The sequence below is a fragment of the Ferrovibrio sp. GW821-FHT12B10 genome, assembly GCF_058807515.1.
In genome coordinates, this window is record NZ_JBXAQT010000001.1 from 1,480,247 (window position 1) to 1,506,937 (window position 26,691).

At 64.4% G+C, this 26,691-nt stretch carries 28 protein-coding genes and 1 tRNA gene; 6 read left to right on the forward strand and 23 right to left on the reverse strand.

What is annotated here, in order from left to right:
• Positions 1–40: 40 nt before the first annotated feature.
• From AC1RRT_RS07515 to AC1RRT_RS07530, 4 genes are all read right to left on the reverse strand, one after another.
• A complete protein-coding gene (locus AC1RRT_RS07515) occupies positions 41–2,587 on the reverse strand; it encodes a methyl-accepting chemotaxis protein (protein ID WP_493013157.1) in 2,547 nt (848 codons plus the stop codon).
• Positions 2,588–2,755: 168 nt separating this feature from the next.
• Positions 2,756–4,678, reverse strand: a complete 1,923-nt coding sequence (locus AC1RRT_RS07520; protein WP_493013158.1) for a methyl-accepting chemotaxis protein — start codon at positions 4,676–4,678, stop codon at positions 2,756–2,758.
• Between the two features lie 409 nt (positions 4,679–5,087).
• Positions 5,088–5,654 (reverse strand): alkylhydroperoxidase, AhpD family, encoded by a 567-nt coding sequence (gene ahpD, locus AC1RRT_RS07525; RefSeq protein ID WP_493013159.1) that lies wholly within the window; start codon positions 5,652–5,654, stop codon positions 5,088–5,090.
• 78 nt (positions 5,655–5,732) lie between these two features.
• Positions 5,733–6,275: a peroxiredoxin gene (locus tag AC1RRT_RS07530; RefSeq protein ID WP_493013160.1), complete on the reverse strand. Its 543-nt coding sequence runs from the start codon at positions 6,273–6,275 to the stop codon at positions 5,733–5,735.
• A gap of 188 nt (positions 6,276–6,463) precedes the next feature.
• On the opposite strand from AC1RRT_RS07530, the gene AC1RRT_RS07535 reads away from it, so the two are divergent.
• The 3 genes from AC1RRT_RS07535 (at position 6,464) to AC1RRT_RS07545 (ending at position 10,161) form a co-directional block, all read left to right on the forward strand.
• Positions 6,464–7,423 (forward strand): hydrogen peroxide-inducible genes activator, encoded by a 960-nt coding sequence (locus AC1RRT_RS07535; protein WP_493013161.1) that lies wholly within the window; start codon positions 6,464–6,466, stop codon positions 7,421–7,423.
• Between the two features lie 6 nt (positions 7,424–7,429).
• Positions 7,430–7,945, forward strand: coding sequence for a GNAT family N-acetyltransferase (locus tag AC1RRT_RS07540; protein WP_493013162.1), 516 nt, complete (start codon positions 7,430–7,432; stop codon positions 7,943–7,945).
• 128 nt (positions 7,946–8,073) lie between these two features.
• Complete coding sequence (locus AC1RRT_RS07545; RefSeq protein WP_493013163.1) at positions 8,074–10,161, forward strand: ATP-binding protein; 2,088 nt, start codon at positions 8,074–8,076, stop codon at positions 10,159–10,161.
• 72 nt (positions 10,162–10,233) lie between these two features.
• Here AC1RRT_RS07545 and AC1RRT_RS07550 read toward each other — a convergent pair whose 3' ends face one another.
• The 7 genes from AC1RRT_RS07550 to AC1RRT_RS07580 all read right to left on the reverse strand — a co-directional run bounded on the left by AC1RRT_RS07550 (position 10,234) and on the right by AC1RRT_RS07580 (position 16,091).
• Positions 10,234–11,076, reverse strand: coding sequence for an MlaA family lipoprotein (locus AC1RRT_RS07550; RefSeq protein ID WP_493013164.1), 843 nt, complete (start codon positions 11,074–11,076; stop codon positions 10,234–10,236).
• A 237-nt stretch (positions 11,077–11,313) separates the two neighbouring features.
• Positions 11,314–11,532: a DNA gyrase inhibitor YacG gene (gene yacG, locus AC1RRT_RS07555; protein WP_493013165.1), complete on the reverse strand. Its 219-nt coding sequence runs from the start codon at positions 11,530–11,532 to the stop codon at positions 11,314–11,316.
• 6 nt (positions 11,533–11,538) lie between these two features.
• Positions 11,539–13,095, reverse strand: a complete 1,557-nt coding sequence (locus tag AC1RRT_RS07560) for a ribonuclease E/G (protein WP_493013166.1) — start codon at positions 13,093–13,095, stop codon at positions 11,539–11,541.
• A 13-nt stretch (positions 13,096–13,108) separates the two neighbouring features.
• A complete protein-coding gene (locus AC1RRT_RS07565) occupies positions 13,109–13,693 on the reverse strand; it encodes a Maf family protein (RefSeq protein WP_493013167.1) in 585 nt (194 codons plus the stop codon).
• Between the two features lie 15 nt (positions 13,694–13,708).
• A complete protein-coding gene (infA, locus tag AC1RRT_RS07570) occupies positions 13,709–13,927 on the reverse strand; it encodes a translation initiation factor IF-1 (RefSeq protein WP_492972493.1) in 219 nt (72 codons plus the stop codon).
• 243 nt (positions 13,928–14,170) lie between these two features.
• Positions 14,171–14,725, reverse strand: coding sequence for a putative pterin-binding protein (locus AC1RRT_RS07575; protein ID WP_493013168.1), 555 nt, complete (start codon positions 14,723–14,725; stop codon positions 14,171–14,173).
• A gap of 139 nt (positions 14,726–14,864) precedes the next feature.
• A complete protein-coding gene (locus AC1RRT_RS07580; RefSeq protein ID WP_493013169.1) occupies positions 14,865–16,091 on the reverse strand; it encodes a GAF domain-containing sensor histidine kinase in 1,227 nt (408 codons plus the stop codon).
• Between the two features lie 208 nt (positions 16,092–16,299).
• On the opposite strand from AC1RRT_RS07580, the gene AC1RRT_RS07585 reads away from it, so the two are divergent.
• Entirely contained in the window at positions 16,300–16,953 is a 654-nt protein-coding gene (locus AC1RRT_RS07585) for a VOC family protein (protein ID WP_493013170.1), read from the forward strand.
• A gap of 11 nt (positions 16,954–16,964) precedes the next feature.
• Here AC1RRT_RS07585 and AC1RRT_RS07590 read toward each other — a convergent pair whose 3' ends face one another.
• The 11 genes from AC1RRT_RS07590 to AC1RRT_RS07640 form a co-directional block, all read right to left on the reverse strand.
• Positions 16,965–17,729, reverse strand: coding sequence for an SIMPL domain-containing protein (locus AC1RRT_RS07590; RefSeq protein ID WP_493013171.1), 765 nt, complete (start codon positions 17,727–17,729; stop codon positions 16,965–16,967).
• A gap of 66 nt (positions 17,730–17,795) precedes the next feature.
• Positions 17,796–18,191 (reverse strand): hypothetical protein, encoded by a 396-nt coding sequence (locus AC1RRT_RS07595; protein ID WP_493013172.1) that lies wholly within the window; start codon positions 18,189–18,191, stop codon positions 17,796–17,798.
• A gap of 74 nt (positions 18,192–18,265) precedes the next feature.
• Positions 18,266–18,715: an arsenate reductase ArsC gene (locus tag AC1RRT_RS07600; protein WP_493013173.1), complete on the reverse strand. Its 450-nt coding sequence runs from the start codon at positions 18,713–18,715 to the stop codon at positions 18,266–18,268.
• Between the two features lie 6 nt (positions 18,716–18,721).
• Complete coding sequence (locus tag AC1RRT_RS07605) at positions 18,722–19,213, reverse strand: UPF0262 family protein (RefSeq protein ID WP_493013174.1); 492 nt, start codon at positions 19,211–19,213, stop codon at positions 18,722–18,724.
• On the reverse strand, positions 19,210–20,505 hold the full coding sequence (gene hisD / locus AC1RRT_RS07610) for a histidinol dehydrogenase (protein ID WP_493013175.1): 1,296 nt from the start codon (positions 20,503–20,505) through the stop codon (positions 19,210–19,212). Before hisD ends, AC1RRT_RS07605 begins: the two co-directional genes overlap by 4 nt.
• Complete coding sequence (gene hisG, locus AC1RRT_RS07615) at positions 20,505–21,200, reverse strand: ATP phosphoribosyltransferase (protein WP_493013176.1); 696 nt, start codon at positions 21,198–21,200, stop codon at positions 20,505–20,507. The genes hisD and hisG overlap by 1 nt, the downstream gene beginning before the upstream one ends.
• On the reverse strand, positions 21,197–21,685 hold the full coding sequence (locus AC1RRT_RS07620; protein ID WP_493013177.1) for a DUF2948 family protein: 489 nt from the start codon (positions 21,683–21,685) through the stop codon (positions 21,197–21,199). The genes hisG and AC1RRT_RS07620 overlap by 4 nt, the downstream gene beginning before the upstream one ends.
• Entirely contained in the window at positions 21,685–22,965 is a 1,281-nt protein-coding gene (gene murA / locus AC1RRT_RS07625; protein WP_493013178.1) for a UDP-N-acetylglucosamine 1-carboxyvinyltransferase, read from the reverse strand. Before murA ends, AC1RRT_RS07620 begins: the two co-directional genes overlap by 1 nt.
• 118 nt (positions 22,966–23,083) lie before the next feature.
• Positions 23,084–23,773, reverse strand: coding sequence for a hypothetical protein (locus tag AC1RRT_RS07630; RefSeq protein ID WP_493013179.1), 690 nt, complete (start codon positions 23,771–23,773; stop codon positions 23,084–23,086).
• A gap of 3 nt (positions 23,774–23,776) precedes the next feature.
• Complete coding sequence (gene dcd / locus AC1RRT_RS07635; RefSeq protein WP_493013180.1) at positions 23,777–24,331, reverse strand: dCTP deaminase; 555 nt, start codon at positions 24,329–24,331, stop codon at positions 23,777–23,779.
• 43 nt (positions 24,332–24,374) lie between these two features.
• The gene (locus tag AC1RRT_RS07640) at positions 24,375–25,157 is read right to left on the reverse strand and encodes a CYTH domain-containing protein (RefSeq protein WP_493013181.1); all 783 of its coding nucleotides are present in this window, start codon (positions 25,155–25,157) and stop codon (positions 24,375–24,377) included.
• Between the two features lie 244 nt (positions 25,158–25,401).
• Between AC1RRT_RS07640 and AC1RRT_RS07645 the strand changes: the two genes are divergently transcribed.
• Both AC1RRT_RS07645 and AC1RRT_RS07650 read left to right on the forward strand, forming a co-directional pair.
• Positions 25,402–25,476, forward strand: a tRNA-Thr gene (locus tag AC1RRT_RS07645).
• A gap of 90 nt (positions 25,477–25,566) precedes the next feature.
• Positions 25,567–26,124, forward strand: a complete 558-nt coding sequence (locus tag AC1RRT_RS07650) for a PAS domain-containing protein (protein ID WP_493013182.1) — start codon at positions 25,567–25,569, stop codon at positions 26,122–26,124.
• A gap of 16 nt (positions 26,125–26,140) precedes the next feature.
• On the opposite strand, the gene AC1RRT_RS07655 is transcribed toward AC1RRT_RS07650, so the two are convergent.
• Entirely contained in the window at positions 26,141–26,500 is a 360-nt protein-coding gene (locus AC1RRT_RS07655; protein WP_493013183.1) for a hypothetical protein, read from the reverse strand.
• Positions 26,501–26,691: the final 191 nt, after the last annotated feature.

The following is a 26,691-nucleotide window of genomic DNA, read 5'->3' on the forward strand; positions in this document are numbered from 1 at the left end:
TCGGACAAGACGGGGGTTCCCAGCCGCCGTGCCTCAGGCGTCAGAATTCCTGCCAGTCGTCGTCATTCTCCGCCCTGGCCGCTGGTGCGGGCGCCGGACGAGGCGCGGGTTTGGCTGCAGCCGCAGTTGCCGCCCCGCCGCTTTTCGTGGCCAGCGGCTTGGCGGCCGACTTGGTCGCTGCCGGCTTCGCCGGTGCAGGCTTGGCGGCCGGCGACAGCTTCACGACAGCAGCCGGCGCAGCGGCGGCAGGAGCCGGCATCGCGGCGGGTTTGGCCATCGCCGGACGCGGTGCGGTGACCGTGCCGGTCTTGAAGAAGCCGACCAGATCGGCGATCTCGCGGCCCTGGTTGGCGAGTGACTGCGCCGAGGCCGAGGTCTGTTCGACCAGGGCGCCGTTGCGCTGGGTCATCTCGTCCATGGTCCCGACGGCGGTGTTGATCTGGTCAAGGCCGGTGGCCTGTTCACGGCTGGCGGCGGCGATCTCGGCGACGATATCCGACACCTTCTTGATCGCTGCCACGATATCGCTCAGCGAGCTGCCAGTCTGGTTCACCAGGGCAGCCCCGGTCTTCACCTGGGCGTTCGACTCAGTGATCAGCGCCTTGATGTCTTTCGACGCATTGGCCGAGCGCTGGGCCAGCGCGCGCACTTCCTGGGCCACCACGGCAAAGCCCTTGCCGGCTTCACCGGCACGGGCCGCTTCCACCGAAGCATTGAGCGCCAGTAGGTTGGTCTGGAAGGCGATCTCGTCGATCAGCCCAACGATGTCACTGATCTTCTGCGCGCTCGCCTCAATCTGCGTCACGGCGGTGACGGCATCCGACACCACGCTGCCGCCCTTTTCGGCGGTGTCGCGGGCAGCCGTGGCGAGCTGATTGGCGGCCTGCGCGTTATCGGCATTCTGACGCACCGTACTGGTGATTTCATGCATCGAGGCCGCGGTTTCCTCGATGGATGCAGCCTGCGATTCCGTGCGGCTCGCCAGATCCTGGCTGCCGGTGGAGATTTCGCTGGAGGCGTCGCGCACCGTGGCGGCACTTTCGGCAAGGCGGCCGGCGAAGTCGCGCAGGCGCACGATGGTCTCGCGCGCCGCGTCGGCCAGGGTGCCGAAGGAACCCTGGTACTGTCCGGTAGTGTTGACGGTCAAGTCGCCATGGCTCAAGCCACGCAGCACGCCGCCCAGATCATCAAGTACGCCTTGCATGGTGTCGGCCAGGCCGTTCATCTGCTGCGACAGTTCGCGGAAGACGCCGTCCTTGTTGGCCAGGTCGATGCGGCGCGAGAAGTCGCCATTGCCGACGGCGACGCAGAACTGCGCGATCTCGCGGCTGACGGCCTCCTCAAGCTGACGCTGTTCGGTCAGTCGGGTGCGTTCGGCCTCGGCGCGGCTGCGTTCCTCGGCTTCCATGCGGGTTTTTTCTTCGGCGTTGCGCTGGAAGATGCCCAGCGCGCGCGCCATGTCACCCACCTCGTCCTTGCGCTCGACATGACCGATCTCGGCTGAGCGGCCTTCGGCAATGCTGGTCATCGCACCGGTCATCATACCCAGCGGGCTGACCACGCGACGCAGGAAGAATATCGCACCCGCCAGCAACACCAGAATGCCCAGGGCAGTGAAGCCGGCCTCGATCATCATATGCCGGGTCCGCTCCTCGATCAGGTTATCCGACACCTTCAGGGCGTCGGCGATCGCGGCATCGCGCAGGTAGCCGGCGGTATAGAGCAGTGGATTCTGCTTGCCGCGGAATTCGGCCATGGTGAAGGGATAGGCTTCGCCCTTTTCGCTGGCCGCCCGGATCGCGGCATAGATAGGGGGCAGCGTTTCATAAAATGCCTTGCGGGTTTCCTCGAATTTCGCCTTCAACTCGACGGACGGATCCAGCTCGCCTAGCCCGATGACGATGCGGGCCCAGATCGCATCCACCTTGCCGCCCTGCTCCGACATCATGATCAGGGTCGCGGTGGGAATCGGCTTTCCCGAGGCAACTACATTCACCGTTGCCGTACCGCGTACGCTGGCTTCCGCCCGCATGTCGGCGGCCAGGCGCGCGATTTCCATCGGGGTGGCAACATCGTCATCGGACCGCGAGATCGCTGCACCGATGCTGTTGAGCAGCGGAATGATGTTGGTGACCAGTTCGGTCATGGCAGGAACATAACCGTTCATCACATCGGCCGGCCGTTCGGCCATCGGCTTGCTTACCGCGGCCTCGGCGCGACGGCGCCAGTCAGCAAGCGTGGCGCTCATGCCTTCGATCCGACGGATATCAATGGCGGGATGGCCGGAAGCCCGGCCCGCGGCTAGGGCGGCGGCGATGGTGTCGTCCGTTACCTTACGCGGCTTGGCAAGGAAATCGCCCTTGGGATCGGCGATCTTGTCTTCGCGCAGTGCCGCATTGTAGGCGCCCCGTTCGATGCCAAGCAGTTCGACGATCCGCAGCAACTCGCCCTGCGTGGCGGCGAGACCCCGGGCCACCACTGCATTCTGGCGGTCCTGATACGCATCGTGCATCACCTGCCAGGCGAGGCTCAGGACGATGACGCCGATGATGGCGACAAACAACATGAAGCTGGCACGGATACGCATGGATCAATCCCCCACGAATGGCGCATACGGCGCCGGATGAGGGGGACGTTAGTCCAACGGGATTACCGTCACTACGTAGATTTTCCCCACGTTACCGCGAATTAACATGCCAGATTGACCTTCGCGTCCGCACTGCTCGCGCAAGGCGAAGTTTCGCCTTACTACCGCTTATGACCGCAACCTAAAGAAGGCAACCAGCTCCGACAGGCGACGGCCCTGATCGGCCAGTGCCTGCGCCGAGGCTGAGGTCTCTTCCACCAAGGCGCCATTACGTTGCGTCATTTCGTCCATACTGCCGACCGCCGTATTGATCTGGTCAAGGCCGGTCGCCTGCTCGCGGCTGGCGGCGGCGATTTCAGCCACGATGTCGGTCACTTTTTTCACGGCGGCGACGATGTCGCCCAGTGAGCCGCCGGCCTGGTTGACGAGGGCGGCTCCACTTTTGACCTGGGCATTGGAAGCCGAGATCAATGCCTTGATGTCCTTCGACGCATTGGCCGAACGCTGCGCCAGAGCGCGCACTTCCTGCGCCACCACCGCGAAACCCTTGCCGGCCTCGCCTGCGCGGGCCGCCTCGACCGAGGCATTGAGCGCCAACAGGTTGGTCTGGAAGGCGATTTCGTCGATCATCGCGATAATGTCGCTGATCTTCTGGGCGCTCGCCTCGATCTGGGTCACGGCAGCGACCGCATCCGCCACCACGACACCGCCCTTTTCAGCAGTGTCCCGCGCAACCGCCGCCAACTGGTTGGCGGCCTGGGCGTTATCGGCATTCTGTCGCACGGTCGTCGTGATCTCGTGCATACTCGCCGCCGTCTCTTCGATCGAAGCCGCCTGGCTTTCAGTGCGCTGGGCCAGATCGAGGCTGCCGGTCGATATTTCCGCCGAGGCCGTCCGCACTGTCTCGGTGCTGTCGGCCAGACGATGGGCGAAATCGCGCAGGCGGTCGATCATATTGTTGACGTTCTGCGCCAGCTCGTTGAAGCGGCCGTGGAAGTCCTGCTCGATCTTGCGGCTCAGATCGCCGCCGGCCATAGCCGAGGTCACGCCGATCACCGCGCCCATGGTTTCATCGGTACGGTCCAGCAGAGCGTTGACGCTATTGCCGACGCGCTGCAGCACACCACCCAGATCGCCGGTTTCCACGCGCTGCGACAGGTCCCCATCAGCAGCCGCTAACACGACGCGGCCAATGGCCTGTTCAAAACGCTGCTCCTGGGCCTCGCGGTCTCTGGCGAAGCGCTGGCGCTCCTGCTCCTGCGCAGCTTCCATCGCCAGCTTGTCCTCGGCATTACGCTTGAACACGGCGACTGCACGGGCCAGCGCACCGATCTCGTCCTGGCGCTGCTGGAAGCCGATCTCCACCGTCAGGTCATTCTGGGCCAAGCGGTTGGTGTAATCGGTCAGGCGCGGTAGCGGCTTCATCATGCCGCGCATCATGGCGACGGCGACGCCGGCACCGATCAGGATGGCGATGGCCGAGGTGATCAGCATGTTCACCGCGATGCTGTCGGCAAAGGCCTCGATGCGCGACTTCAGCACACCGGCATATAGAATGCCGATCACCTTACCCGCCGGATCGTGCACCGGGTGATAGACAGTGTAATAAGGTTTTCCCAGAATCACGGCCTCACCCAGGAAGGTGCGGCCCTGGCTCAGCGGGCTATAGGCGGCGCTTGCCTTGCCCAGCGGCGTACCGACGGCGCGCTTGCCCTCGGCATTGATGATGTTGGTGGTTTTGCGGACGAAATCCTGCTCGGCTTCTTGCCAACGAAACAGTGTCGCCGTCTCGCCGGTGACCACGCCGACCTCGTCGATCATGTCATGCTTATCGAAGTCCGGCACGGCCGCCATGGTGACGCGGCCGACACGACCCTGTGCATCGACTTCGAATTTGGTGCCGGGGAAGCTTTTCTGCACCAGCACGGCCAGCGTACGCAGGCTGTTATTCTGGCGCTGGATCACCTGATCCGCCAGTTCGCCACGGATCTGCCAGATCGCTCCACCGCCGACGGCCGCTGCCGTGAGGACGATGAGCGCGACCACGATCAACGCGATCTTGGTGACAAGCGACAGACGACCGATTGACATGAAAAGCTCCTGTTGGGCGATCTGTGGCACGCACCGGCAGACCGGAAATTGGCAATGGCATGGCGCGGCGCCTCATGCACCGCACCTCACTCACCCTCCCTACAGGGCACGCATTGTTGTTATTCCGGATGTACCGCATGACGACGCGGCGATATCGACACGACAGCAAGTCACGTGTCGGGCGGAGCTTTTACAGTCTGGACGCGATCAGACAAGCGCTATTTTCAACTCTGTGCGCGCGATCACGTTGGACTGCCCAAACGACACAAACAGCATTCACGCGATACACACAGCGCAAGAATCCTGCTGAACTGCCATGAAAAACGGGCGCCATCTTGCGATGGCGCCCGTATGGTCCGCCGGGTGGAGGGGCAGGAACCCGGCGGAGAACAGTGATGTTATCGAATATTTACTCCGCTGCAGCGGCGAGACCCGCCCCGATGGCCGCCTCGCCATCCAGCGTGGCAGCCACAGCGTGCACCACCGCGGCGATGCGCACGGCCTGCTGCACCTGCTCCGATGACAGCCCGCCCTTGCGCAATTCATGCTCATGCGCGGTGAGGCACATGCCGCAACCGTTCACTGCCGAGACAGCGAGCGACCAGAGTTCGAAATCCACCTTGTCGACGCCGGGCTTGCCGATGACGTTCATGCGCAGCTTCGCCGACAGCGTCTTGTACTGGTTCTCGGCATTGCCCTCGCCCATCAGATGGACGAAACGATAGTAGATATTGTTCATGCCCATGATCGCAGCAGCGGCCTTGGCGGCTTCCAGCGCTTCCGGCGACAGCTTGGGCGAAAATTCGGCGAGCACGGCCTGGATCACGCTGGCGTCGCGCGAGGCGAGCGCCGAAGCGACGAACGTGCCGGCGCGCTGCTGTTCGGTCAGGCCCGGCTCGGTAGCGAGCGAGCCCAGGTTGAGCTTCAGGTCGCGGGCGTAGTCGGGCAGGCGGTTCTTCAGGCTTTCGAGGCTCATCGGGACACTCCTTGTTATTCTTATTCAGTCTGGCGAGATGGGCTGCCGCACTCAGAGAGTGCAGCAGCCCGGTCTTGCTTAGGCGGCCGGCTTCAGGACGTCTTCGCCCTTCTGCCAGTTGCAGGGGCAGAGCTCATCGGTCTGCAGCGCATCGAGCACGCGCAGCACTTCCGCCGGGTTGCGGCCGACGCTGAGATCGTTCACCGAGACGAAACGGATGATGCCTTCCGGATCGACGATGAAGGTGGCGCGCAGGCAGACGCCCTCGTTCTTGTCGAGGATGCCGAGTTCCTGGCTCAGCTCGCGCTTGATGTCGGCCAGCATGGCGAACGGCAGATCCTTCAGATCCGCATGGTTGTTGCGCCAGGCCAGATGGACGAATTCAGAGTCGGTCGACACGCCGTAGACGACGGTGTCGCGATCCTTGAAGTCACCATTGATCTTGCCGAAGGCGGCGATCTCGGTCGGGCAGACGAAGGTGAAGTCCTTCGGCCAGAAAAACACGACCTTCCACTTTCCCTTGTCGCTGGTCGAAGTGATGTCTGTGAAGGCTTTCTTCGGGTCGGTCGAGACAACGGCCTTCAGATTGAACTGCGGAAACTTGTCGCCAATGGTCAGCATGAAAATGCTCCTCTCTTACGGTTTCAAAAGTCTGGGGCAGCGGGCTGGTCTCGCAACCCTGTCGCCTCCCCTGGAGGGACAGGCGGCGGGGTCCGTTCCCACTGAGAGTGATACTTAGATATCTTCTAATATTGTTCAAACAGATAATTTCGTTGAAACTAATCGATTGAGACGATTATATTAACCTCATGCTGAATCTCCCCACCTTGCGGCAGTGGCGGTATCTGGTGACTTTGGCGGAAAGCCGGCATTTCGGCCGCGCCGCCGAGGCCTGTTTCGTCACCCAATCGACGCTCTCAGCCGGCATCCAGGAACTGGAAACCCAGCTTGGCGCTGCCCTGGTCGACCGCACCAAACGGAAAGTTGTGCTGACGCCGCTCGGCGAGGATCTGGCCGGCCGGGCGCGCGAGCTGCTGGCCGATGCGGAAGATATGGTGCTGCTGGCGCGCGCCGCCTCGGCACCCTTGAGCGGCCCGTTACGTCTGGGCGTGATCCCGACCATCTCGCCCTTCCTGCTGCCGCGCGTGTTGCCCAATCTGCGCAAGCGCTTTCCCGACCTGCGGCTGTTCCTGCGCGAGGATCTGACCGGCCGGCTGGTCGAGCAGTTGCAGGCTGGCAAACTTGATCTGCTGCTGCTGGCGCTACCCTACGAGGGCGGCTCGCTGGATACGCTGAAACTCTTCGATGACGACTTCCAGGTCGCCAGCCGCAGCGATCACCCGCTGGCCAAACGCGGCAGCGTCAAGCTCGACGACCTGACCGACGTGCCACTGCTGCTGCTGGAAGACGGCCATTGCCTGCGCGACCATGCGCTGGCGGCGTGTCGTTTGCCGCCATCGCCTCGCAGGGACGGTTTCGCCGCCACCTCACTGCACACATTGGTTCAAATGGTGGATAGCGGGCTTGGCATTACCCTGCTGCCGCAACTGGCCCTCGATGCCGGCATCTTGCGCGGCACCGATGTGGTGACCCGCCCGCTCAGCACTACAGCAGGCAGCGGCAGCACTGCACGTCATATCGGCCTGGCCTGGCGCCGCGGCACACAGCGTGCCAAGGAATTCACGCTGTTCGGCGAGGCGCTGGTGGCCGCGCTGCGCCAGACCGATTCAACGATAACCGATTCGTCTCCCGCCAAGAAGAAAGCCTGAGTGACCATGAGCAAGACCCTGATCCGCGCGGCCACCGCGACCGATGCCGACACCATCGTGGCCCTGGTGCAGGCGCTGGCGATCTATGAGAAGGAACCGCTGACCAGCGTAAAGATAACGGCCGAGGATGTGCGGCGCGACGGTTTCGGTCCGGTGCCGCGCTTCGAGGCACTGATCGCCGAGCTGGACAGCGAGCCGGTGGGCTTTGCGCTGTACTACCATAACTATTCGACCTGGGAGGGCCGGGCCGGCCTGTTCATCGAGGACCTGTTCGTGCTGGAGCGCGCTCGCGGCCATGGCCTGGGCCGGCAGCTGATCACCGCGCTGGCTGCCATCGCCAATGCGCGTGGCTGCAAACGCCTCGACCTCAACGTGCTGGACTGGAATCCGACGCGCGATTTCTATCATCGCCTCGGTATCCTCCATAAGACCGAGTGGCTGCCCTATCGCATCGCGCAACCCGACCTCGCCCGTCTGGGCGATGCTGTCGATCCGGCCTGGTTCCCGGTCAATCCGGCCTGATCACTTTCTCTGCGGCAGCCCAGCGCAAAACCTTTGTAGGCGGCGCGGGGTCTGTGACAAACTGCCAGTCAACCGCCTGATTTCAGGCCACGAATTCCAGAACTGAATTCGCGTATAGGCTGACACGCATGACGACATCCGGGAGTGCGACGGGTAGACGAGGCCGCAGCGGAATTCCGCGCGGCTTTGCCGCGCTGGTCAGTGCCGTCGTCCTGCTGCTGGTGGCCACCGGCGGTGTGTCGCTATCGCTGGTGCTGAACCTGCGCAGCAACGAGCAGGAGCGCATCACCCTACAGGCCCAAGCCCTGACCCGCACGCTGGCTGATTCCGCCCAGCGTCAGATCGATGTGGCCGACCTGCTGCTGCAATTCGCCGCCGCAGAGACAAGCGAGCGCATGAGCCGCGGCCTGACGCCGAGCGATGCTATCATCTCACTGCTTAACACCCGCATCGAAAGCATGCCACAAGTGAAGGCCGTGCATGTCTATGACGAGCGCGGCCGATACTGGTTCGCTGTCGGCTCGGTCGCCATGCCGCTGGAGATCGGCTGGCATCCGGGTTTCGTCGCCCACAAAAATGGACTGCCGCAGCAAATCACGGCCGCACTGCTCGGCAATGCACCAGATACCGAGGACGCGCGCATATGGCTGACAAGGCGCATCGGACAGCCGGGTGAACCCTTTGCCGGCGTGCTGATCGCCACACTCGACATCAGCGTCGACGATCTGATCGATCCGGCCTATTTCACCCTACCGCCCGCCGCCATGGCGCTGGTGCATGACGAAGGTCGCTTGGTCGCCGGCTGGCCGCGCAGCGAGGCCGAGCGGCTGACTGGCATGACCGGCTTTATCACCGCCCCGCATGGTCATGCCGCCATTGCCGATGACACCCTGTACTGGTCGCGTCTGACCGACCTGCCGGTGACGCTGCTCATGCGGCTTGACCGCACGCGCATTGAAAGCAGTTGGCTGGGCGCCGCGCTGGGCTATGGCGGGCTGTTCGGCCTGGTGACGCTAGGCGCCATCGCCGCGGTGTGGAGCAACTGGCGGCAGCAGCGCCGGCGCGCTGCCACCGAGGCGCTGCTGCGCGGCATGATGGACAATCCGCCGCTGATCATGGCGCTGCAGGATGCCCAGGGCCGCTACCTGATGGTCAATCGCCATTACGGCGAGCAGATGCGCCGCGACCCTGCCTCGATGATCGGGCATGTGCCGCATGACTTCTATCCACCCGATATGGCTGACGCGCTGATGCGGCAGATCGGGGACACACTGGCCGCCGGCAAGGCGCTGGTCTTTGATGCCTCGGCGCGACAGGGCCGCAACATGCGCGACTTCATCATCGTGCGCTTTCCCATCTACGACGCAGGCGAGACGCTGCTGGCAGTTGGCAGCATTGCCACCGACATCACGGAGCGCAAGCAACTGGAAGCGGCTCTGCGCGAGCAGGCGGAGGTGCGCGAGCGCCTGGCCGAGAATTATGCGCGACAGCGCGAGGTCGCCGAGACCGCAAACCGGGCGAAAAGCGAATTCCTCGCCCATATGAGTCACGAGCTGCGCACACCGCTGAACGCCATTATCGGATTCTCCGACATGATTGCTGGCCGCCTTCTGGGCGAGCGATCGGACAAATACTTTGAATACGCCCGCGACATCAGCGGCAGCGCGCATCACCTGCTGGGCGTGATCAACGATATCCTTGACGTCTCCAAGATCGAGAGCGGCCGCTTTGCGCTCGAGCTTGGCGCGCATGATCCTTACGACCTGGTGGAAGACAGCATGCGGCTGGTGAAGGGTCGTGCGCGCGAGGCCGGCCTGACCCTGGCGAATCGTCTGCCCGAGGACCTGCCGCTGCTGCTGGTGGATGCCCGCGCGGTGAAGCAGATGCTGATCAACCTGCTGGGCAATGCCGTGAAGTTCACGCCCAGTGGCGGCGCCATCAGCATCGAGGGCCAGATGCAGACCGATGGCGGCTTCGCGTTGACGGTGGCCGATACCGGTATCGGCATCGAGGAAGAGAACCTGGAGCGCGTATTCGAACCCTTCTGGCAGGCGGATGCCGGCATCCGCCGCAGCGAGGGCAGCGGCTTGGGACTCAACATCTGCCGCAAGCTGATCGAGCTGCATCAGGGCAGCGTCAGTGTCACGTCAACGCCCAAGCAGGGCACGCGGGTGACGCTGCATTTCCCCGCCAGCTGCGTTTCGTCGCGGCGTTAAAAACGCAACGGCCGTAAAAGAAAACGGCGCGTCTTGCGACGCGCCGTCTGATCTTCGGTATGCCGGATAAGCTTACTGCTTGATCGGCTGGGTCTCGATCTGGCTGCCGGCATCGGCGGCGCGGCTGATCGAGGTGGGCGACACGTTCGGCTGTTTCGAGGCGCGGTTGGCGATCTCGTCGGCGCGGCGCTGGCGATAGACCGTGCGCAGCGTCACGTAGTAGTCGAGCGAGGTCTTTTCCAGATTGTCGAGTGTCTCGAGCAGCTGGGCGCGCGCGTCGATGCCGGTGACGGCGGCGCGGGCGAAGATCCACTCGTCACGATCGGTGTTGCGCAGATACCAGTTCAGCGGGTCGGCGGCGGAGTCGACCACGAAGCCGGTCAGGTCGCGCGGATTCGACGGCCCGAGGATCGGCACGAAGAGATACGGGCCTTCACCGGTACCCCAGACAGCGAGCGTCTGGCCGAAGTCTTCGGTATGCGGCGCGATGCCGAACCACTTGTCGGCGGCATCATAGAAGCCGAGCACGCCGATGGTGGAGTTGATGGCGAAGCGCGACACGGTATCGCCGGCACGGCCGGTCTCGCCCTGCAGCAGGTCGTTCGCCAGGAAGATCGGAGCCTTCAGGTTGAGCAGCGCGCTGCGGATGCCGGTCTGAAGCGGCGGCGGCACGAAGGTCGAGTAGAAGAAGGCGGCCGGCTTCAGCAGCAGGTCGTCGATCACGTTGTGGAATTCGAACATCGCGCGATTGACCGGCTCGAGCGGGTCATTCACGGCGTCGTAATCGGCCTTGGCCTGAGGATCGGTCGGTGCGGAGGCGCAGCCGACGAGAAGTCCGGTGGATAACAGCGCAACCGCGGCAAGGGTCTTCCACTGGGACGGGCGCGAGTCAGAGACGCGCAGGGCAACAGACATGATGCTGGGACCTCGTTATAATTCTTAGGGTTACCTTATCAGGCATCCCCCCGGCAGGCGCAAGCCGAATCCCGGAACTTGTGACCGTCATCGGCACAACCGGCCCGGGCGGCAGGTTTTTGCCCCATGGTGTTGCAGAACTGCATCACCGGGTATTTGCCGCCACCTGCAGCCGACTCGGTCATGACAACCCCAGGTCAGTCCGGCAAGTCAGGATGATGGGCGGATTGGCCCGTTTCAGTGCAGGCGGCTGGATGGCGCGCCGTCGGATTCGGACGGGCCGCCGTCGCCGCCCTCCTCGCCATCCTCCTCATCGGTCTCGACCACCGGAATCGCATAGGACCCCTTGAGCCAGCGGTTGAGATCGACGTCGGCGCAGCGCGGCGAACAGAAGGGCGCGGTCTTTCCCCCGGCCGGCTTGCCGCAGATGGGGCAGGGTTTCGCGGGCGCCGTCATGACGGCTCAGCGCCCCAACTTGGCCACTGAGAACGATTCGCGACGGCGGCCGCTTTCCGGCTTCACATGCACCACGGCGCCGATCTGGCGTTCCAGCCGGGTCCGCAGCTCGGCGTCGAACATGGCGGCCACGTCGGGAGCGCAGGCGATTTCCAGCTTACCGCCCGGGCTACCCGAGGCCTCGCGGAAGGCCCGGCGCAGCAGTTCGGCCAGAACGGCGGGCAGCGAGGGCAGCCGCCCGTCGCCGTCGCAGGTGGGGCAGTTCTCGAACAGGCGGGCAGCCAGCGGCTCGCCCACGCGCTTGCGGGTCATCTCGACCAGGCCGAGCGAAGACATGCCCAGCACCTTGGTCGGCGCCGGGTCGCGCTTCAGCGCCTCGCGCAGCGCATTCACGGTGCGGGCGCGATACGCGGCGTTTTCCATGTGCAGGAAATCGATCACCACGATGCCGCCGATGCCGCGCAGGCGAAGCTGGCGCGCGATCTCGACAGCGGCTTCCTCGTTGATCTTGAGCGCCTGTTCCTCGAAGGCATGACCGCGCGACGACGCCCGACCGGAATCGACATCGACGGCGGTCAGCGCTTCGGTCTCTCCGAAAATAACCGCGCCACCGCCGGGCAGGTCGACACGGCGCCCCAAGGCTGCCGCGATGTCCTGCTCGATATCGAACAGCTCGAACAGGCCGGCGGGATCATCGAAACGCTGCAGCCGCGCCACGTGATTGGGCGCATGCTCGAACAGCCAGGCGCGGGCCTCGGCGAAGCCGGCCGCCGCATTGACGCGGATCGCATCCAGGCGCGCGCCGACATAGTCGCGCAACGCACGGCCAACCGGACCCATCTCGCGCCAGAGCTCGGCCGGCACATTGCCGGCGTCAGAAGCCTTGTCCCGGCGCTCCTCGATGGCGATCCAGCGCGACCGCAGGCGGTCCAGATCGGCATGCAGCTCTTCCTTGGACACACCATCAGCATTGGCGTTCAGCACGCAGCCCATATGCTTGCGGCGCTCGCCCTCCCGGCGTTCCTGCTCCACGACCTTCTCGACGCTGCGGCGGTCGCCGGCGCGACGCTTGAGGCGCGCGGTGACTTCCAGCGGTGTATCGGCGGCCAGCGCCATCAGGCTTTGCATCACGGCGGCGAGCCGCATGCGTTCGGCATCCTGCACGATGCGCTTGGTGACGCGCACAGCGGCATCATAGGGCGTAAACGAGAGGAAGCGACCAGGCAGCGCGATATGGCAGCTGAGCTTGACGCCCTTCTCCCCGATCGGGTCGCGGATCACCTGCACCAGGATGGTCTCGCCTTCATGGATGCACTGCTCGATCGGCTTGTCGCCGGTATCGATGAGATCGTCGCGGCCCAAGAATCCGTCGCGGCTGAGGCCGATATCGACATAGGCCGCCTGCAGACCCTTCTCGATGCGGCGCACGCGGCCGAGGAAGATCGCGCCCAGCGCGGAATCGCGCTCGGGCCGTTCCAGATCCAGGTGAACCAGGCGGTCGTCCTCGACCAGCGCGACGCGCGTCTCGGTCAGTCCGACATCGATCAGAAGCTCGTTGGCCATCGAATCGACTATACTAAGTTTCGGGCCAAAGCGGATAGCCGAAGCCGTGCAGCAGCTTGGTGGTCTCGGCCAGCGGCAGCCCCACGACATTCGAATACGGCCCGCCCAGCCAGGTCACGAACTGTTCGGCCCGGCCCTGGATGGCATAGCCGCCGGCTTTGCCCTGCCCTTCCCCGGTCGCGACATAGGCCGCGATCTCGGGGGCACTCAGATTGCGGAAGCGCACGATGGTCTCGACCAGCCGGCTGGCCCGGCGGCCATCGGGATGGATCAGGCAAAGCCCGGTGGTGACGCGATGGCGGCGGCCCGACAGCATTTCCAGGCAGTGGCGGACGTCATCGGGGGTTTCGGCCTTGGGCAGGATGCGGCGGCCCAGCCCCACCACGGTATCGGCGGCCAGCACCATGGCATCGGGACGCTGCTGCGCGATCAATGTGGCTTTCGCCGCGCTCAGGCGTTCGGCCAGGGCGCGCGGCAGCTCGGCTTTATGCGGGGTTTCGTCGAGGTCGGCGGCCAGGATCGCCGCCGGTTCGATGCCGATCTGCCGCAGCAGATCGCGGCGACGCGGCGAGGCCGAGGCCAGGATAAAGGGGGCCATCGGCGCGGGTAGACGTTATTTGAAGCGGAAGGTGACGCGGCCCTTGGTCAGGTCGTAGGGGGTCATTTCCACCATGACCTTGTCACCCGCCAGCACGCGGATGCGGTTCTTGCGCATCTTGCCCGAGGTATGCGCCAGCACCTCGTGGCCGTTGTCCAGCTTGACCCGGAAATTCGCGTTGGGGAGCAACTCCTCAACCACGCCGGGGAACTCCAGCAATTCTTCCTTCGCCATTCAGCCTCTGTCTGGTGATCCGCGCGCATAAGGTTGCGCGGCTTCGGCGCCGTCGACCGGCGCGGGCGAGAACATGCGCGCGGACCTGCCGAAAATCAAGCCGGCCCGACAGATAGCATGGGGGGATGACCACGGACCGGACCGGACCGGCGCCAGCCCCCTGGGGTCATCCAGCTTCGCCAGGCCTCGTTTTGCTTCGTTTCTAGTCTGGCGTGTTTAGTATTACAGTTAATACACGTTTTATTATTCAACCTCGACCCGGACGGCCGACCAGACCCATTTGGCGTCGTCATGGCTTTTCAGCGCCGGATGCTTGTCGTCGCGCGGATAGACCACCCAGGTCGGGCCGCGGCCACCGAGGCCCAGATATTTGCCGTCTGCCTTCACAGCCAGCAGCACGTCAAACTGCTGGGTCTCGGCCAGTGGAATTTCCGCGCCATAGCCGTCAAGGGCAAAGACCTTGATCGATTTCCCTTTGGCGCCGGCGGCCTTGAGCACGTCGCGCAGCAGCGGACCCTCGAATACGTAGGATTTCGGCCAGGTGTCGTATTTCACCGTCAGCTTTTTCTTGCCCAGCTTTTCCAGCATGGCGAGATCGAAGCTGGCTGCCTTGTCGAAGGCGACATTGCCGAACTTGAAAAAGGCGTCGTCGAAGTCGTTCAGCGCGCCACGATTGGCATTGGCGATATTGCCATGCACGGTGAGCACGACCGGGCCAGTCGGCTTGGCCAGATCGGCAGCCTGAGCAGCCGTGACGAGGCAGAGCGCGACCAGGATGGCAATGAGCGAGCGAAGCATGCGGAATCTCCCCGAAGAGAAAGCGACAGGCCTTGTCGTTACGCGCATCGGGGCTGGGCTGTCCAGAGTTTTTGGCCAGAGTTTTTGGCCAGAGCTTTGGGCCATGCCGCGTCTCGCATACGCGGCCAGTCGCGCGGCGTCAGTCCTGCCTGAGCGGGAAGACCATGCTGGCGGCGGTGCCCTGCCCGAGCTCGCTCTCGATGCTGAGGCGGCCGCCATGCAGTGCCATCAGGCGATGGCTGATGGTGAGGCCAAGCCCGGTGCCCTGCTGGCGCTGGTTCTTCGGGCCGGCCTGGTAGAAAGCCTCGCCCAGGCGCTGCAGGTCGGAGGGCGCGATGCCGGGCCCGTCGTCGCGCACGGTAATGCGTAGCGTGCGCGCATCGGCACTGCCGCTCACCACGATGCGGCCCTCGCGCGGCGTGAACTTGATGGCGTTCGAGATCAGGTTGAGCAGCACCTGGCGGAAGGCACTGCGGTCGGCGCGCAGTGTCGGCAGGTCATGCAGCGAGGCATCCATGACCAGCGACTGCTCCTTCTGCCTCGCCTGCGTGAGCAGCAGCGATATCACCGCATCGGCCTCGCTGACGATGGTGAGCTGGTCCAAGGTCAGCGTCATCTTACCGGCTTCGATGCGGCTGAGATCGAGGATGGAATTGATCACTTCCAGCAGATGCGTGCCGGCCTGCCGGATCAGGCCGGCGTAATCCTTGTAGCGGATATCGCCGAGCGGACCGAAGGCTTCGGATTCCGTCATCTCGGCAAAACCGATGACGGCATTGAGCGGCGTGCGCAGCTCGTGGCTCATGAAGGCGAGGAACTCGCCCTTGGAACGCGAGGCAAGCTGGGCTTCCTCATGGGCGGCCTCGGTGCGCGCGAGAGACCGGTGCAGCTCCAGCGCATCGATCACCAGGCCGGCGAAATCCCGCAACTGCTGGCGCTGCGCCTCGGCGAAGACGCGCGGCATGGTATCGATCAGTGCCAGCGTGCCGATGGTGTAGCCATCGACGGTGATCAGCGGAGCGCCGGCATAGAAACGCGCCTCGTGGCCGGCGATGACGATGGGATGGTCGCAGAAGCGCGGGTCCTTGGCGGTGTCCTCGATGACAAAGACTTCATTGCCCAGGATGGTCCAGCTGCAGAAGGCGTTCTCGCGCGGCACCTGGGGGACATCGACGCCGACGCTGGCCTTGAACCACAGACGATCGGTATCCATCATCGCCACGCCCACCGCCTGCACGCCAAAGACGCGCGCGGCAAGCTTCACCAGCCGGTCAAACCGCGGATCGGGCGGCGTGTCCAGAATGGCGAAGCTGCGCAGCGCGTCGAGGCGTGCGGCTTCATTGGGAGGAAGTGGTGCGGCCTGCAAGGGGGAAGTCTCAAAATTCAGCGGCGGTATTTAGGCGGCTGATATGCCCGCGGGCAAGCCCCGTCGCGCTGCGGATCACGGCAAGTTATGGTTAAGGCATTGGGATGACGATTCCCGCGGCGATTTGCCGCTTATAGTCTGCTCGCGCAGGACGCAATTTCCCGCGTCTGCATCATTAAAAGAACCCGCAGGTTGCGGAAGAGGCCCCATGCTGCAGCTCGACCATATCACCATCATTGCGCCCTCCCTGGCCGACGGCGTGGCGCATGTGCGGGCCTGCCTGGATCTCGACGTGCCGTTTGGCCGGCGCCACGAGGGCATGGATACGCATAACCACCTGCTGCGCCTGAGTGGCGATAAACCAGGCGACGCCGTCTACCTGGAGATCATCGCGGTCAACCCCGACGCACCGCGCCCTGCCCGCCCGCGCTGGTTCGGCCTCGACGACCAGGCTGCAGTGCGCGCAGCCTGGGAAGACGGTCGGCGCCTGCGCGGCTGGGTGACGCGCACGACGGACATCGATGCCGTGCTGTCAAAGCATGCAGCTGCCCTGGGCAGGAAAGTCCGGATGATGTCTGGCGATGTTGTCTTTCATTTCGCGATCCCGGATGACGGCACGCTGCCATCGGGCGGTATCGCGCCATCGGTGATCGATCGCGGTGGTCGTCCGCCGTCAGTGGCCACCATGGCCGACCTGGGCGCGCGGCTGGAGTCCTTCATCATCGAGCATCCGGAGCCGGCAAAGGTGACGGCACTGTATGACGCGCTCGCCATCGACAGGCCGCCCATCGTGAAACACGGCGAGCGCCTGCGCTATCGCGCGCTGATCGACACCCCGCACGGTGTGAAGGAACTGACCTAGCCCAAATTGACTTAACGGCGGCGCAGGATCGCCTCGCCATCGACGGTGACGCTCACCGTCTGCTCGCCGGCCGCTGCCACCGGCGGCGCGGCGCGGCTCTCTGCAGCCATGCCCATGGTCTTCATCATCACCGGCCGCTGCACCATGCCGCCGTTCAGGCCAACGCGGGCCCAGCCCTCGAAGCGCATACCCAGCGCCTGCGCGGCCTTCTCGGCGCGCGCCGTCAACCGCTGCAGCGCCTCGGCGAACATGTCGTCCTGCAGGCTGCGCTGCTGGGCACGCGACACGGTGTAGCCAAGTTCCTGCAGCAGCAGGCCCTCGTTCTGCAGCGCGCCGACAGCCTCAAGTAGCTTGGCATCTTCCTTGGTGGTCAGGATCAGGCTCTGCTGCGCGCGCCAGAGCGGCGCCGGCGGCTTGGCGCCCGGCGGCAGGCTGGCCGGGCGCGGCGGGGTTTCCTGATAGGTGTTATAGCCGCCGGTCTCGACCTCGAGGCCCAGCGCCTTGGCGCGATCCAGCGCCTTGGCCATCGCCTGGTTGACACTGTTCTGCGCGGTGGCAGCGGATTCAGAGCTGGCCTGCGCCATCAGGCGGGCGCGGATGGTGTCGGGTGTGACGTCCCGGTCGGCGCTTTCGCTCAGGTTCACCACGGTGGCGTCATCGGGCAGCGTGCGCTGCACAGTCTGCGCCTTGGCGTTGTCGCAGGCGGCGAGGCCAGAGATGAGGGCAAGAGCGCCCAGGACAGACAGATGGCGGGCGGACAGCAGGCGACGGGTCATGACGGGCATACTCCAGGCAATGAGAAGGCCAAGGAGTATCGCCCAATCTTGGCGGATTTGCGGCAGTCAGGCTCCGACGCGCAGGGGCAGCATGCGATCACGGGCATGGAAATACTTGCGCGCATAGGCAACCAGCTGGCCATCGCTGGGGTGATCGACGGTCTCGATGCCGACGACCTTCGATTCCAGCGCCGGCCGCATACGATGCAGGTGACGGAGGAATTCCAGCTTGGCCGCACCGGGACCAACCAACAGGATCTCCCCGCAGTCGGTAAGGGTGGGCATGATATCATCAAAGAATTCCGCATCAGCGGTTTCACGGCCCGATCCGATCGAACCCGCCTTGTGATGCAGGTGATGCTTGTGGCCATGGACCAGAATGCGTTCGGCGGCATTCTGGTTGAACTGGAAAATGCGAGCTTCGGCATGGTCCAGCCACACCACGGCATGATAGTGAGTCACGAGCGACCTCTCCAAAAAAGAATCCTGCTGGGTTCCCTTGCAGAGTAAGGCCGCCGCGGCCGATCAGTCTTGATTCAAATCAAACTTCCGCTTCGCGCCGGCGCGAACCGTTCGCGGATTTTCTTCTGAAGGAAGTCGCGCACCTCGCGATAGGCGGCCAGCCGCTGCTCGCGGGAGCCTTCCACGATGGTGGGATCAAAGGTGTTCCAGAATTCGACGTCGCAGGCCATGGTGCGGGTCATGTCGACGGCGGTGTGCTGGGCCTCGGGCGACAGCGAGATGATCAGGTCGAACGAACTGTCTTCCAGGTCATCGAAAGTCTTGGAGCGATGCTTGGCGATATCGAGGCCTATCTCATCCATGACCTCCACGGCGAGCGGATCGACCTTCTCCTTGCGCACGCCGGCGGAGTCGACGAAGACCTGCTTGGGATACAGCGCCTTGAGGATGCCCTCGGCCATCGGGGATCGGACGCTGTTCATGGTGCAACAGAACAGCACGCTGCCGGGAAGCCGCTCGTTCATCGCGGCTTACCGGATATGCAAGACGCAAATGAGGGTGAACAGCCGCCGCGCGGTGTCGAAGTCGCAGTCGATCTTGCCCTTCAGCCGTTCGCGCAGCAGCTCCGATCCTTCGTTATGCACGCCGCGCCGGGCCATATCGATGGTCTCGATCTGCGCCGGCGAGGAGCGTTTGATCGCCTGATAGTAGCTGTCGCAGATCTCGAAATAGTCCTTCACGATCTTGCGGAAGGGCGACAGCGCCAGAATGATCTTGCCCAGCGCCACGGCATCCTCGCCACGGATGTCGAAGACCAGGCGGTTGTCCTCGATCGCCAGTATGAGCTGGAATGGACCCTGGTCCTCGTGGGCGCCGACCGGCGAGAAGACATTCTGTTCCAGCAGGTCAAAAATGGCGACGCGCTGCTCATGTTCGATATCGGCATTGCGCCGCACCACGCTGCGCTCGTCGAGATCGATCCCGACAAGACGGTGGTTGGCCGGCGGCGCCTTCTCGGTCATGCCTTATTCAGCCTTATTGCGACCGAAAGCGCATGGCCCTGCAGGCCTTCGGCCTCGGCCAGCGTGACGGCAGCCGGACCAATCTTCTGCAGCGAGGCTTCGTCACATTGGACCAATGTGGTGCGCTTCATAAAATCGAGCAGGTTGAGTCCCGAGGCGAAGCGCGCGGCACCCGCCGTGGGCAGCACATGGTTCGGGCCGGCGACATAATCGCCGATGGCCTCGGGGGTATGGCGGCCGAGGAAGATCGCGCCGGCATGGCGCACCTTCGAGGCCAGATCCTGCGGGTTGTCGATGGCAAGCTCCAGATGCTCGGGCGCGATGGCGTCGATCAGCGGCGCGGCATCGGCGAGCTGCTTCACCGTGATCAGCGCGCCGAACTTTTCCCAACTCGCCGATGCAATGTCGGCACGCGGCATTGTCGAGAGCTGCTGGCGCACGGCGGCGCCGACCTGTTCGGCATATTTGGCGTCGTCGGTGATCAGCACCGACTGCGCCACTTCATCATGCTCGGCCTGGCTGAGCAGATCGGCGGCGATCCAGGCCGGATCGTTCTTGGCATCGGCGACGACCAGAATCTCGGATGGGCCGGCCGGATTGTCGATGCCGACCTGGCCGAAGACCTGGCGCTTGGCGGTGACGACATAACTGTTGCCCGGGCCGGTGATCTTGTCGACCGGCTTGATGCTTTCGGTGCCATAGGCCAATGCCGCCACCGCCTGCGCACCGCCGGTGCGATAGGCTTCGGTCACACCGGCAAGTTTCAGCGCCGCCATCACCAGCGGATTGAGTTCGCCGCCAGGCGTCGGCACGACAACGACGACGCGGCGCACGCCGGCGACAATGGCCGGCAGCGCGTTCATCAGCACCGAGGAGGGATAGGCCGCCTTGCCACCGGGCACGTACAACCCCACGGCATCCAGCGGTGTCCAGCGATGGCCGAGCTTCACGCCCTGGGCATCGGTATAGAAATCATCGGCTGGCTTCTGGCGCGCATGGAAGTCGCGGATGCGCGCGGCGGCGGTTTCGAGCGCCGCCATCGTGATCTTGTCGACCTGCGCGGCGGCGGCATCGATCTCAGACTGGCTGATGCGCAGGCCGAGCCTGGCGGAGTCGACCTTGTCGAACTTGAGGTTCAGCTCATGCAGCACGGCATCGCCGCGCTTGCGCACATCGGCAATGATCTGCGCGACAATGCCCGAGACATCGGCCTCGGCATCACGCTTGGCCTTCACCATCGCATCAAAGCGCTGGGTGAAATCCCTGTCGGATGCATTGAGCGAAACGGGCATTACACGACTTTCTTGATCTTCTGGGCGGCCGCGGCATCAACAGCGGCGTGGAATTTCTCCAGCCAGCCACCAACCTGGATCGGGCGCGTCTTCAGCGCGGCGCGATTGACGACCAGGCGCGAGGTGACCTGGGCAATCACTTCCACTTCCACCAGGCCGTTGGCCTTGAGCGTCGCGCCAGTCGAGACCAGATCGACGATGCGGCGGCACAGGCCCAGCGTCGGCGCCAGTTCCATGGCGCCGTTCAGCTTGATGCATTCGGCCTGCACGCCGCGCGCGGCGAAATACTTCTGCGTCACATGCGGATATTTGGTGGCGACGCGCACATGGCTCCAGCGCTTGGGGTCATCGGATGCCGACAGTTCCACCGGCTCGGCAACTGATAACCGGCAATGCCCGATATCGAGATCGAGCGGGGCATAGATTTCGGGGAAATCGAATTCCATCAGCACGTCGTTGCCGGCGACGCCGAGCTGCGCCGCGCCAAAGGCGACGAAGGTGGCGACATCAAAGCTGCGCACGCGGATCAGCTCGATATCGGGCTGGCTGGTGGCAAAGCGCAGCTTGCGGCTGTTCTCGTCGGAGAATTCCGGCTCGGGCTCGATGCCCGCGGCTTTCAGCAGCGGCAGAACCTCTTTCAGGATGCGGCCCTTGGGCAGCGCCATCACCAATTTGTTGTTATCGGCGGTCGTCATGACAGGTCCTTGTGTTGCGGGGCGCGCCGCACCGGCCAGGGCTGGCCGATATCCTGCATCTGCGCATCCACGCATTCGACATCCAGTTTCACCGCCGCGCCGCCGGCAAACACCAGCGTCAGCGTCGCAGCGCCATCTTCACCCGGATCAGCCAGGATGGAGAGCAGTTCCAGCACGGCCTTGGGATCATTGCGGTCCACGCCGGCGGATTTCACCGCCAGCACGCCATCGAAATGCAGGCCGGCCTGCACGCGGATATGCGGCGTGGCACGGATCATGCGGCGCTGCGCATCGGGGTTGGTTTCGTCTTCCCAGCGGAAGCGGTTCACCAGCAGCGCGAAGCGGCGCTGTTTCGGCTGCCACACCATGTCGACCGTCTTGACGGTCGCGTCCTGCAGGCATGCCGAAAGCACCGTGATGTCTTCGACATCCTCGGCACGCAGCCGCAGGGGCTGCAGTCTCGGCTGCGCACGACGCTCGATCATCAGTCCTTCAGCCTCTCGATCACCGCGCCGCAGGCGGCGAGCTTCTCTTCCAGGCGTTCGTAGCCACGATCCAGGTGATAGACGCGGTTGACGACGGTTTCGCCTTCGGCCGCCAGGCCCGCCAGCACCAGCGACACCGAGGCGCGCAGATCGGTGGCCATCACCGGCGCGCCAGTCAGCTTGGGCACGCCGCGCACCAGCGCCGACGATCCATGCACCGTGATATTCGCGCCCATGCGCGCCAGTTCCGGCACATGCATGAAGCGGTTCTCGAAGATCGTCTCGGTGATCATGGCCGCACCTTCGGCCACGCTCATGATCGACATCACCTGGGCCTGCATGTCGGTCGGGAAGCCGGGATAGGGCTGGGTCTGGAAATCGACGCCCTTCAGCCGCGACCCATTGCGCGCGATCGACATGCCGCGCGTGGTCTCCTCGATGACGCAGCCGGCCTCGCGCAGCTTCTCGGCCACCGCATCGATCAGGTCCATGCGCGCGCCGGTCAGCTCGACCTTGCCGCCGCAGATGGCCACTGCGGCGAGATAGGTGCCGATTTCAATACGGTCGGGCACGATCTTGTGCGTACCGCCATGCAGCGAGGTCTTGCCATGGATGGTGAGATGCTCGGTGCCGATGCCGTCGATCATCGCGCCCATGGCGACGAGGCAATAGGCGAGATCGCTGATCTCGGGCTCGCGCGCGGCGTTTTCGAGAACAGTCGTGCCTTCGGCCAGCGTCGCCGCCATGAGCAGGTTCTCGGTCGCGCCGACCGAGACCTGCGGGAAGCGCACGACGCCGCCCTTCAGCCCCTTCTTCGCCGTGGCCTTGATATAGCCGTTCTCGACGGTGATATCGGCGCCCAGCGCCTTCAGGCCCATGATGTGCAGATCGACCGGCCGCGTGCCGATGGCGCAGCCGCCGGGTAAGCTGACTTCAGCCTCGCCGAAGCGCGCGAGCAGCGGACCCAGCACCAGCACGCTGGCGCGCATCTTGCGCACCAGATCGTAGGGCGCGAGCGTGGAGGTGATCTTGGACGCATTGAGATGAATCGTGCGGCCCTCAGGGGTGCCGTTGCCGCCGTCCATCGAAACGTCGACGCCATGCTGCTGCAGCAGATGCGCCATGGTGGCGATGTCGGCCAGATGCGGCACGTTGGCGAGCGACAGCGTGTCGGCCGTCAGCAGACTGGCGGCCATCAGCGGCAGGGCCGCATTCTTGGCCCCGCCGATAGCGATGCTACCCTCAAGCGGCTTGCCGCCGCGCAACCGAATTCGATCCATAACGCATTGATTCCAAAGAGCTACCGGGAAAAACGGCCGGCAGGCATGAGATAGGGTCCCGTTTGTCTAACGCAATGTGCGTTAAATCGCCAGTGTGGCGGATTTAAGGGCGGCCGGGTCAGGACCGGCGGCGGGCAGCCTCGACGCGGAAATGGTCCAGCAAGGCCTGGACCCGGTTCCGGAGCCCGGGAAATTCCGGCAGCAGCGCGGCAGGAAAGGACATCTCGGCATTGAGTCCGGGCAGATACGGGATGACGCCGGCCTTGCAGAGCGGCAGCGGCTGCTGCGGGGCCGTGGGATCGGGCATGCGGACGCAGTCGATCCGGGCGGCCATGGTGCCCCCTTCGACGAAAACATAGCGGTGATGGAGATCGTCGCCCGGCATCTCCTGCAATCCCGGCCGCGTCCAGTCGATGCCGGAAAAATCATAGTATGGAAGCCGCCGCAGGCGCTCCAGCACCTCGGGCGGCGATGCCTGGGGCAGCAGCATCACCCGCACGCTGTCCATGACCGATGCATAGCGGTCCTGCGCGGTCATCGCCGGCGACAGATCGGGCAGGGCGGCATCAACCGTGATCAGGGTTTTCTCGCCATCGCCGCGAAACCGCGGATAGATGATGTAGCCGGTGGGAATGAGGAAGGAGGCCCCGGCGATGGTCTGCAGATTGCCGCGCTGCAGATGCACGGCAGGCGGCGCGCGGTCGAAGGGCCACAGCGTTAGCAGCACCAGGCCGGAGGACAGCAGCAGGATGTACAGAAGCGCGCGGCGAAGGCGAAGCCTGAGGCTGCTCCGCGCCTGCACCGCCATCGCTTACAGCTTCGGCAGCGTGACGCCGCGCTGGCCCATGTATTTGCCGGCGCGATCGGCGTAAGAGGTCTCGCAGGGCTGGTCGCCCTTGAGGAACAGGAACTGGCAGGCGCCTTCATTCGCATAGATCTTGGCGGGCAAAGGCGTGGTGTTGGAGAATTCCAGCGTCACATGGCCTTCCCATTCGGGTTCCAGCGGCGTGACGTTGACGATGATGCCGCAGCGCGCGTAGGTGCTCTTGCCCAGGCAGATCACCAGCACGTCGCGCGGGATGCGGAAATATTCCACGGTGCGCGCCAGCGCGAAGGAATTCGGCGGGATGACGCAGACATCGGTGTCGCGGTCGACAAAGGACTCGGGCGAGAATTCCTTCGGATCGACGACAGCGCTGTTCACGTTGGTGAAGATCTTGAACTCGCGCGCCACGCGCGCGTCGTAGCCGTAGGAGGACAGGCCGTAGGAGATCGTGCCTTCGCGCTTCTGCGCCTCCACGAACGGCTCAATCATGCCTTTGGTTTTCGCCTGTTCGCGAATCCAGATATCGGACATGACGCTCATCGGATAATCCCCTCAGGACGGCAGGAATATGCCTGCTTCGGGCTTACTGGGCCGGCTCTTCGCGGTCAAGACCCGCCCCGGAGTCGGGGTCGGCAACGCCGGCATCGCGGCCGCGATTCTGCTGCTTGCGGCGGAGCAGGTTGGCGCGCAGCTCGCGCTCCAGCCGGGCCTGACGCAGGCGCCGCTCGGCCTCGCGGCCGGCATGGCGCGGGCCGTGTTTTGCTTCAGGCGGCGCGGTGGCCGCGCCGCTGGTGGCGAGCAGTCGGCGCGCCAGCTGCTCCAGCGTCTCGGGCAGCGGTGCGTCCTCGCCATCTGCACCAGTGCCGTCATTGGCAAGCGCGGCATTGCGATAGCGCGGATCGGCGGTCACTTCCTCGCCCAGCCAGTCCGGCAGAACGACCGGATGGTCGGCATGCGGCAGTTCGATCTCGGCGAGCCACAGGCCGGCATGGCGGCCGAGGAAGCGATCGATTTCCCACACAAGCGCGGCATCGCCATCGACGGGCCGGCGATAGCGGATCTTCTCGATCTTGCGGTCGGCCGGCAGCAGGCCGAGCAGGCGGGCAGCGAGATCGGGCGCCACCGGACTTTCGATTTCCCAGCGCATGGCGCTCTTGTCGCGGCTCTTGAGCGTCAGCCAGGCTTGATGACCAGCCTGGCGCAGGCGCACCGACCAGCCATCGATATCGCGGAAATAGCCCTGCAGCAGTGCCAGGCCGGTCAGGCCGGCGACGACCGGATCGCCGTCAGGCTGGCGCAGCAGGAATTTCCGCTCGATTTCCAGTCCGACCTTGGGGCCGATGACGGGGGATTCCGCACCGATCATGGGATGGCTCCGCTCTGGGGACCCCAGCGATAGCCAACCCCGCCCCCGGCCGTCAAGCGGGGGTGGTTAACCCCGCTGGCGCGCAATGAAAAAACGCTGAATCCGGGCTTTTGCAAAAGCATGCATGTCCGGCTTGCGCCCGCCCGCCGGCTGTGGCAGTTTCCGCGCCCGACGCCGGCCGGACCGTCAGGTCCAAGCGCCGGCTTGTTGTTTTCAGCCTGTCTCTGATCGGGCCGAAAGCCGGGCTGCTGTAGCTCAGTGGTAGAGCACCTCATTGGTAATGAGGAGGTCGACAGTTCAATCCTGTCCAGCAGCACCATCCCCCAGCCCGATCCGACCTGATCCCATCCTGGTGATCACCCGCTTTCCGGATTATCGCTCCGGCGCAGTCTTGTCATAGACTGGCACCATGCCCGCCATTTTCGCCGACGATCCCGCCCTGACCGAAGTATCCGACTACTGGACCCGGCAGCGGCGCGGGCAGCGCATGCCGGCGCGCGCCGATATCGATCCGCTGCACCTGTCGGCGGCAGTGTGGCCAAACCTGCTGCTGGCCGAACCGGTGCCGGGCAGCAGCGCGATGCGCTATCGCCTCGTCGGCTCGGCCCATGTCGAACGCTACACCTTCGACTTCACCGGCAAGACGACGTCGGACATCATGCAGGGCAGCTATCGCGATTACATGGAGCTCATCTACGGCACCGCGCTGCGCGATGGCGTGCCGGTCTATTCCGAAAGCGTGTTCCGCTGGGATACGCAGGGCTTTGCTATGACGCGGCGGCTGATGCTGCCGCTCAGCCATGGCAATCCCGATCAGGCGGCCGTTGTGCTGACCGTACAGGTCTGGCCGACAGCGATGCCGCTGCAGCCACGCTCGATTGCCGAGCTCAGCCGCAGCGGTGGATTCAAGGATGGCGTTTTCGCCGCACTGGATCGCGACAGCTTCACGCCGCTGGCCGATCAATAATCATCGGCCGTCCTCATTACGGAGCCGGGTCGCTCCACTGATAGCTGCTGATCACGCGCAGCGGCGTCGTGCCGGTGTTGGTGACCGTGACATAGCTGCCGCCGCGACCGCTGCGGCCGAGGCGATCATAGACTTCGGCCGCGCCATTCGCGGACACATCGATGCTGCGGCCATCAGCCAGCTGCAGGCGGCCGGCAGCCGCACCGCGATTGGTGATCTTGAGCGTGGTGTAGTTGTAGCGATCGCCGACATCGATCTGCGTGGTCGCGCCCGGCGCGATCTCGAAGCTGCCGGCCTGTGCCGCACCGCTGAATCCACTGGCAAGAACCGTGAGTGCCAAAGCAGCAGCGGCGAGTGAGGGAAGACGGTTATTCATGGGAATGCTCCTTGCCGTCTGTCTGTTTTGCGATGCAGTGCCCAGGTTAGCGTATACGGCGCTGTCTCGTGACGGCTGCAAATAAAATGGCGCTTTTGCGCGGAAGGCCAAGTCATGATGGCGTGAAATGCGCCACTTTGCAGCGATCATCACACCCGGCAATTCACGTGCGCTTAGAAATTATCCTTGTT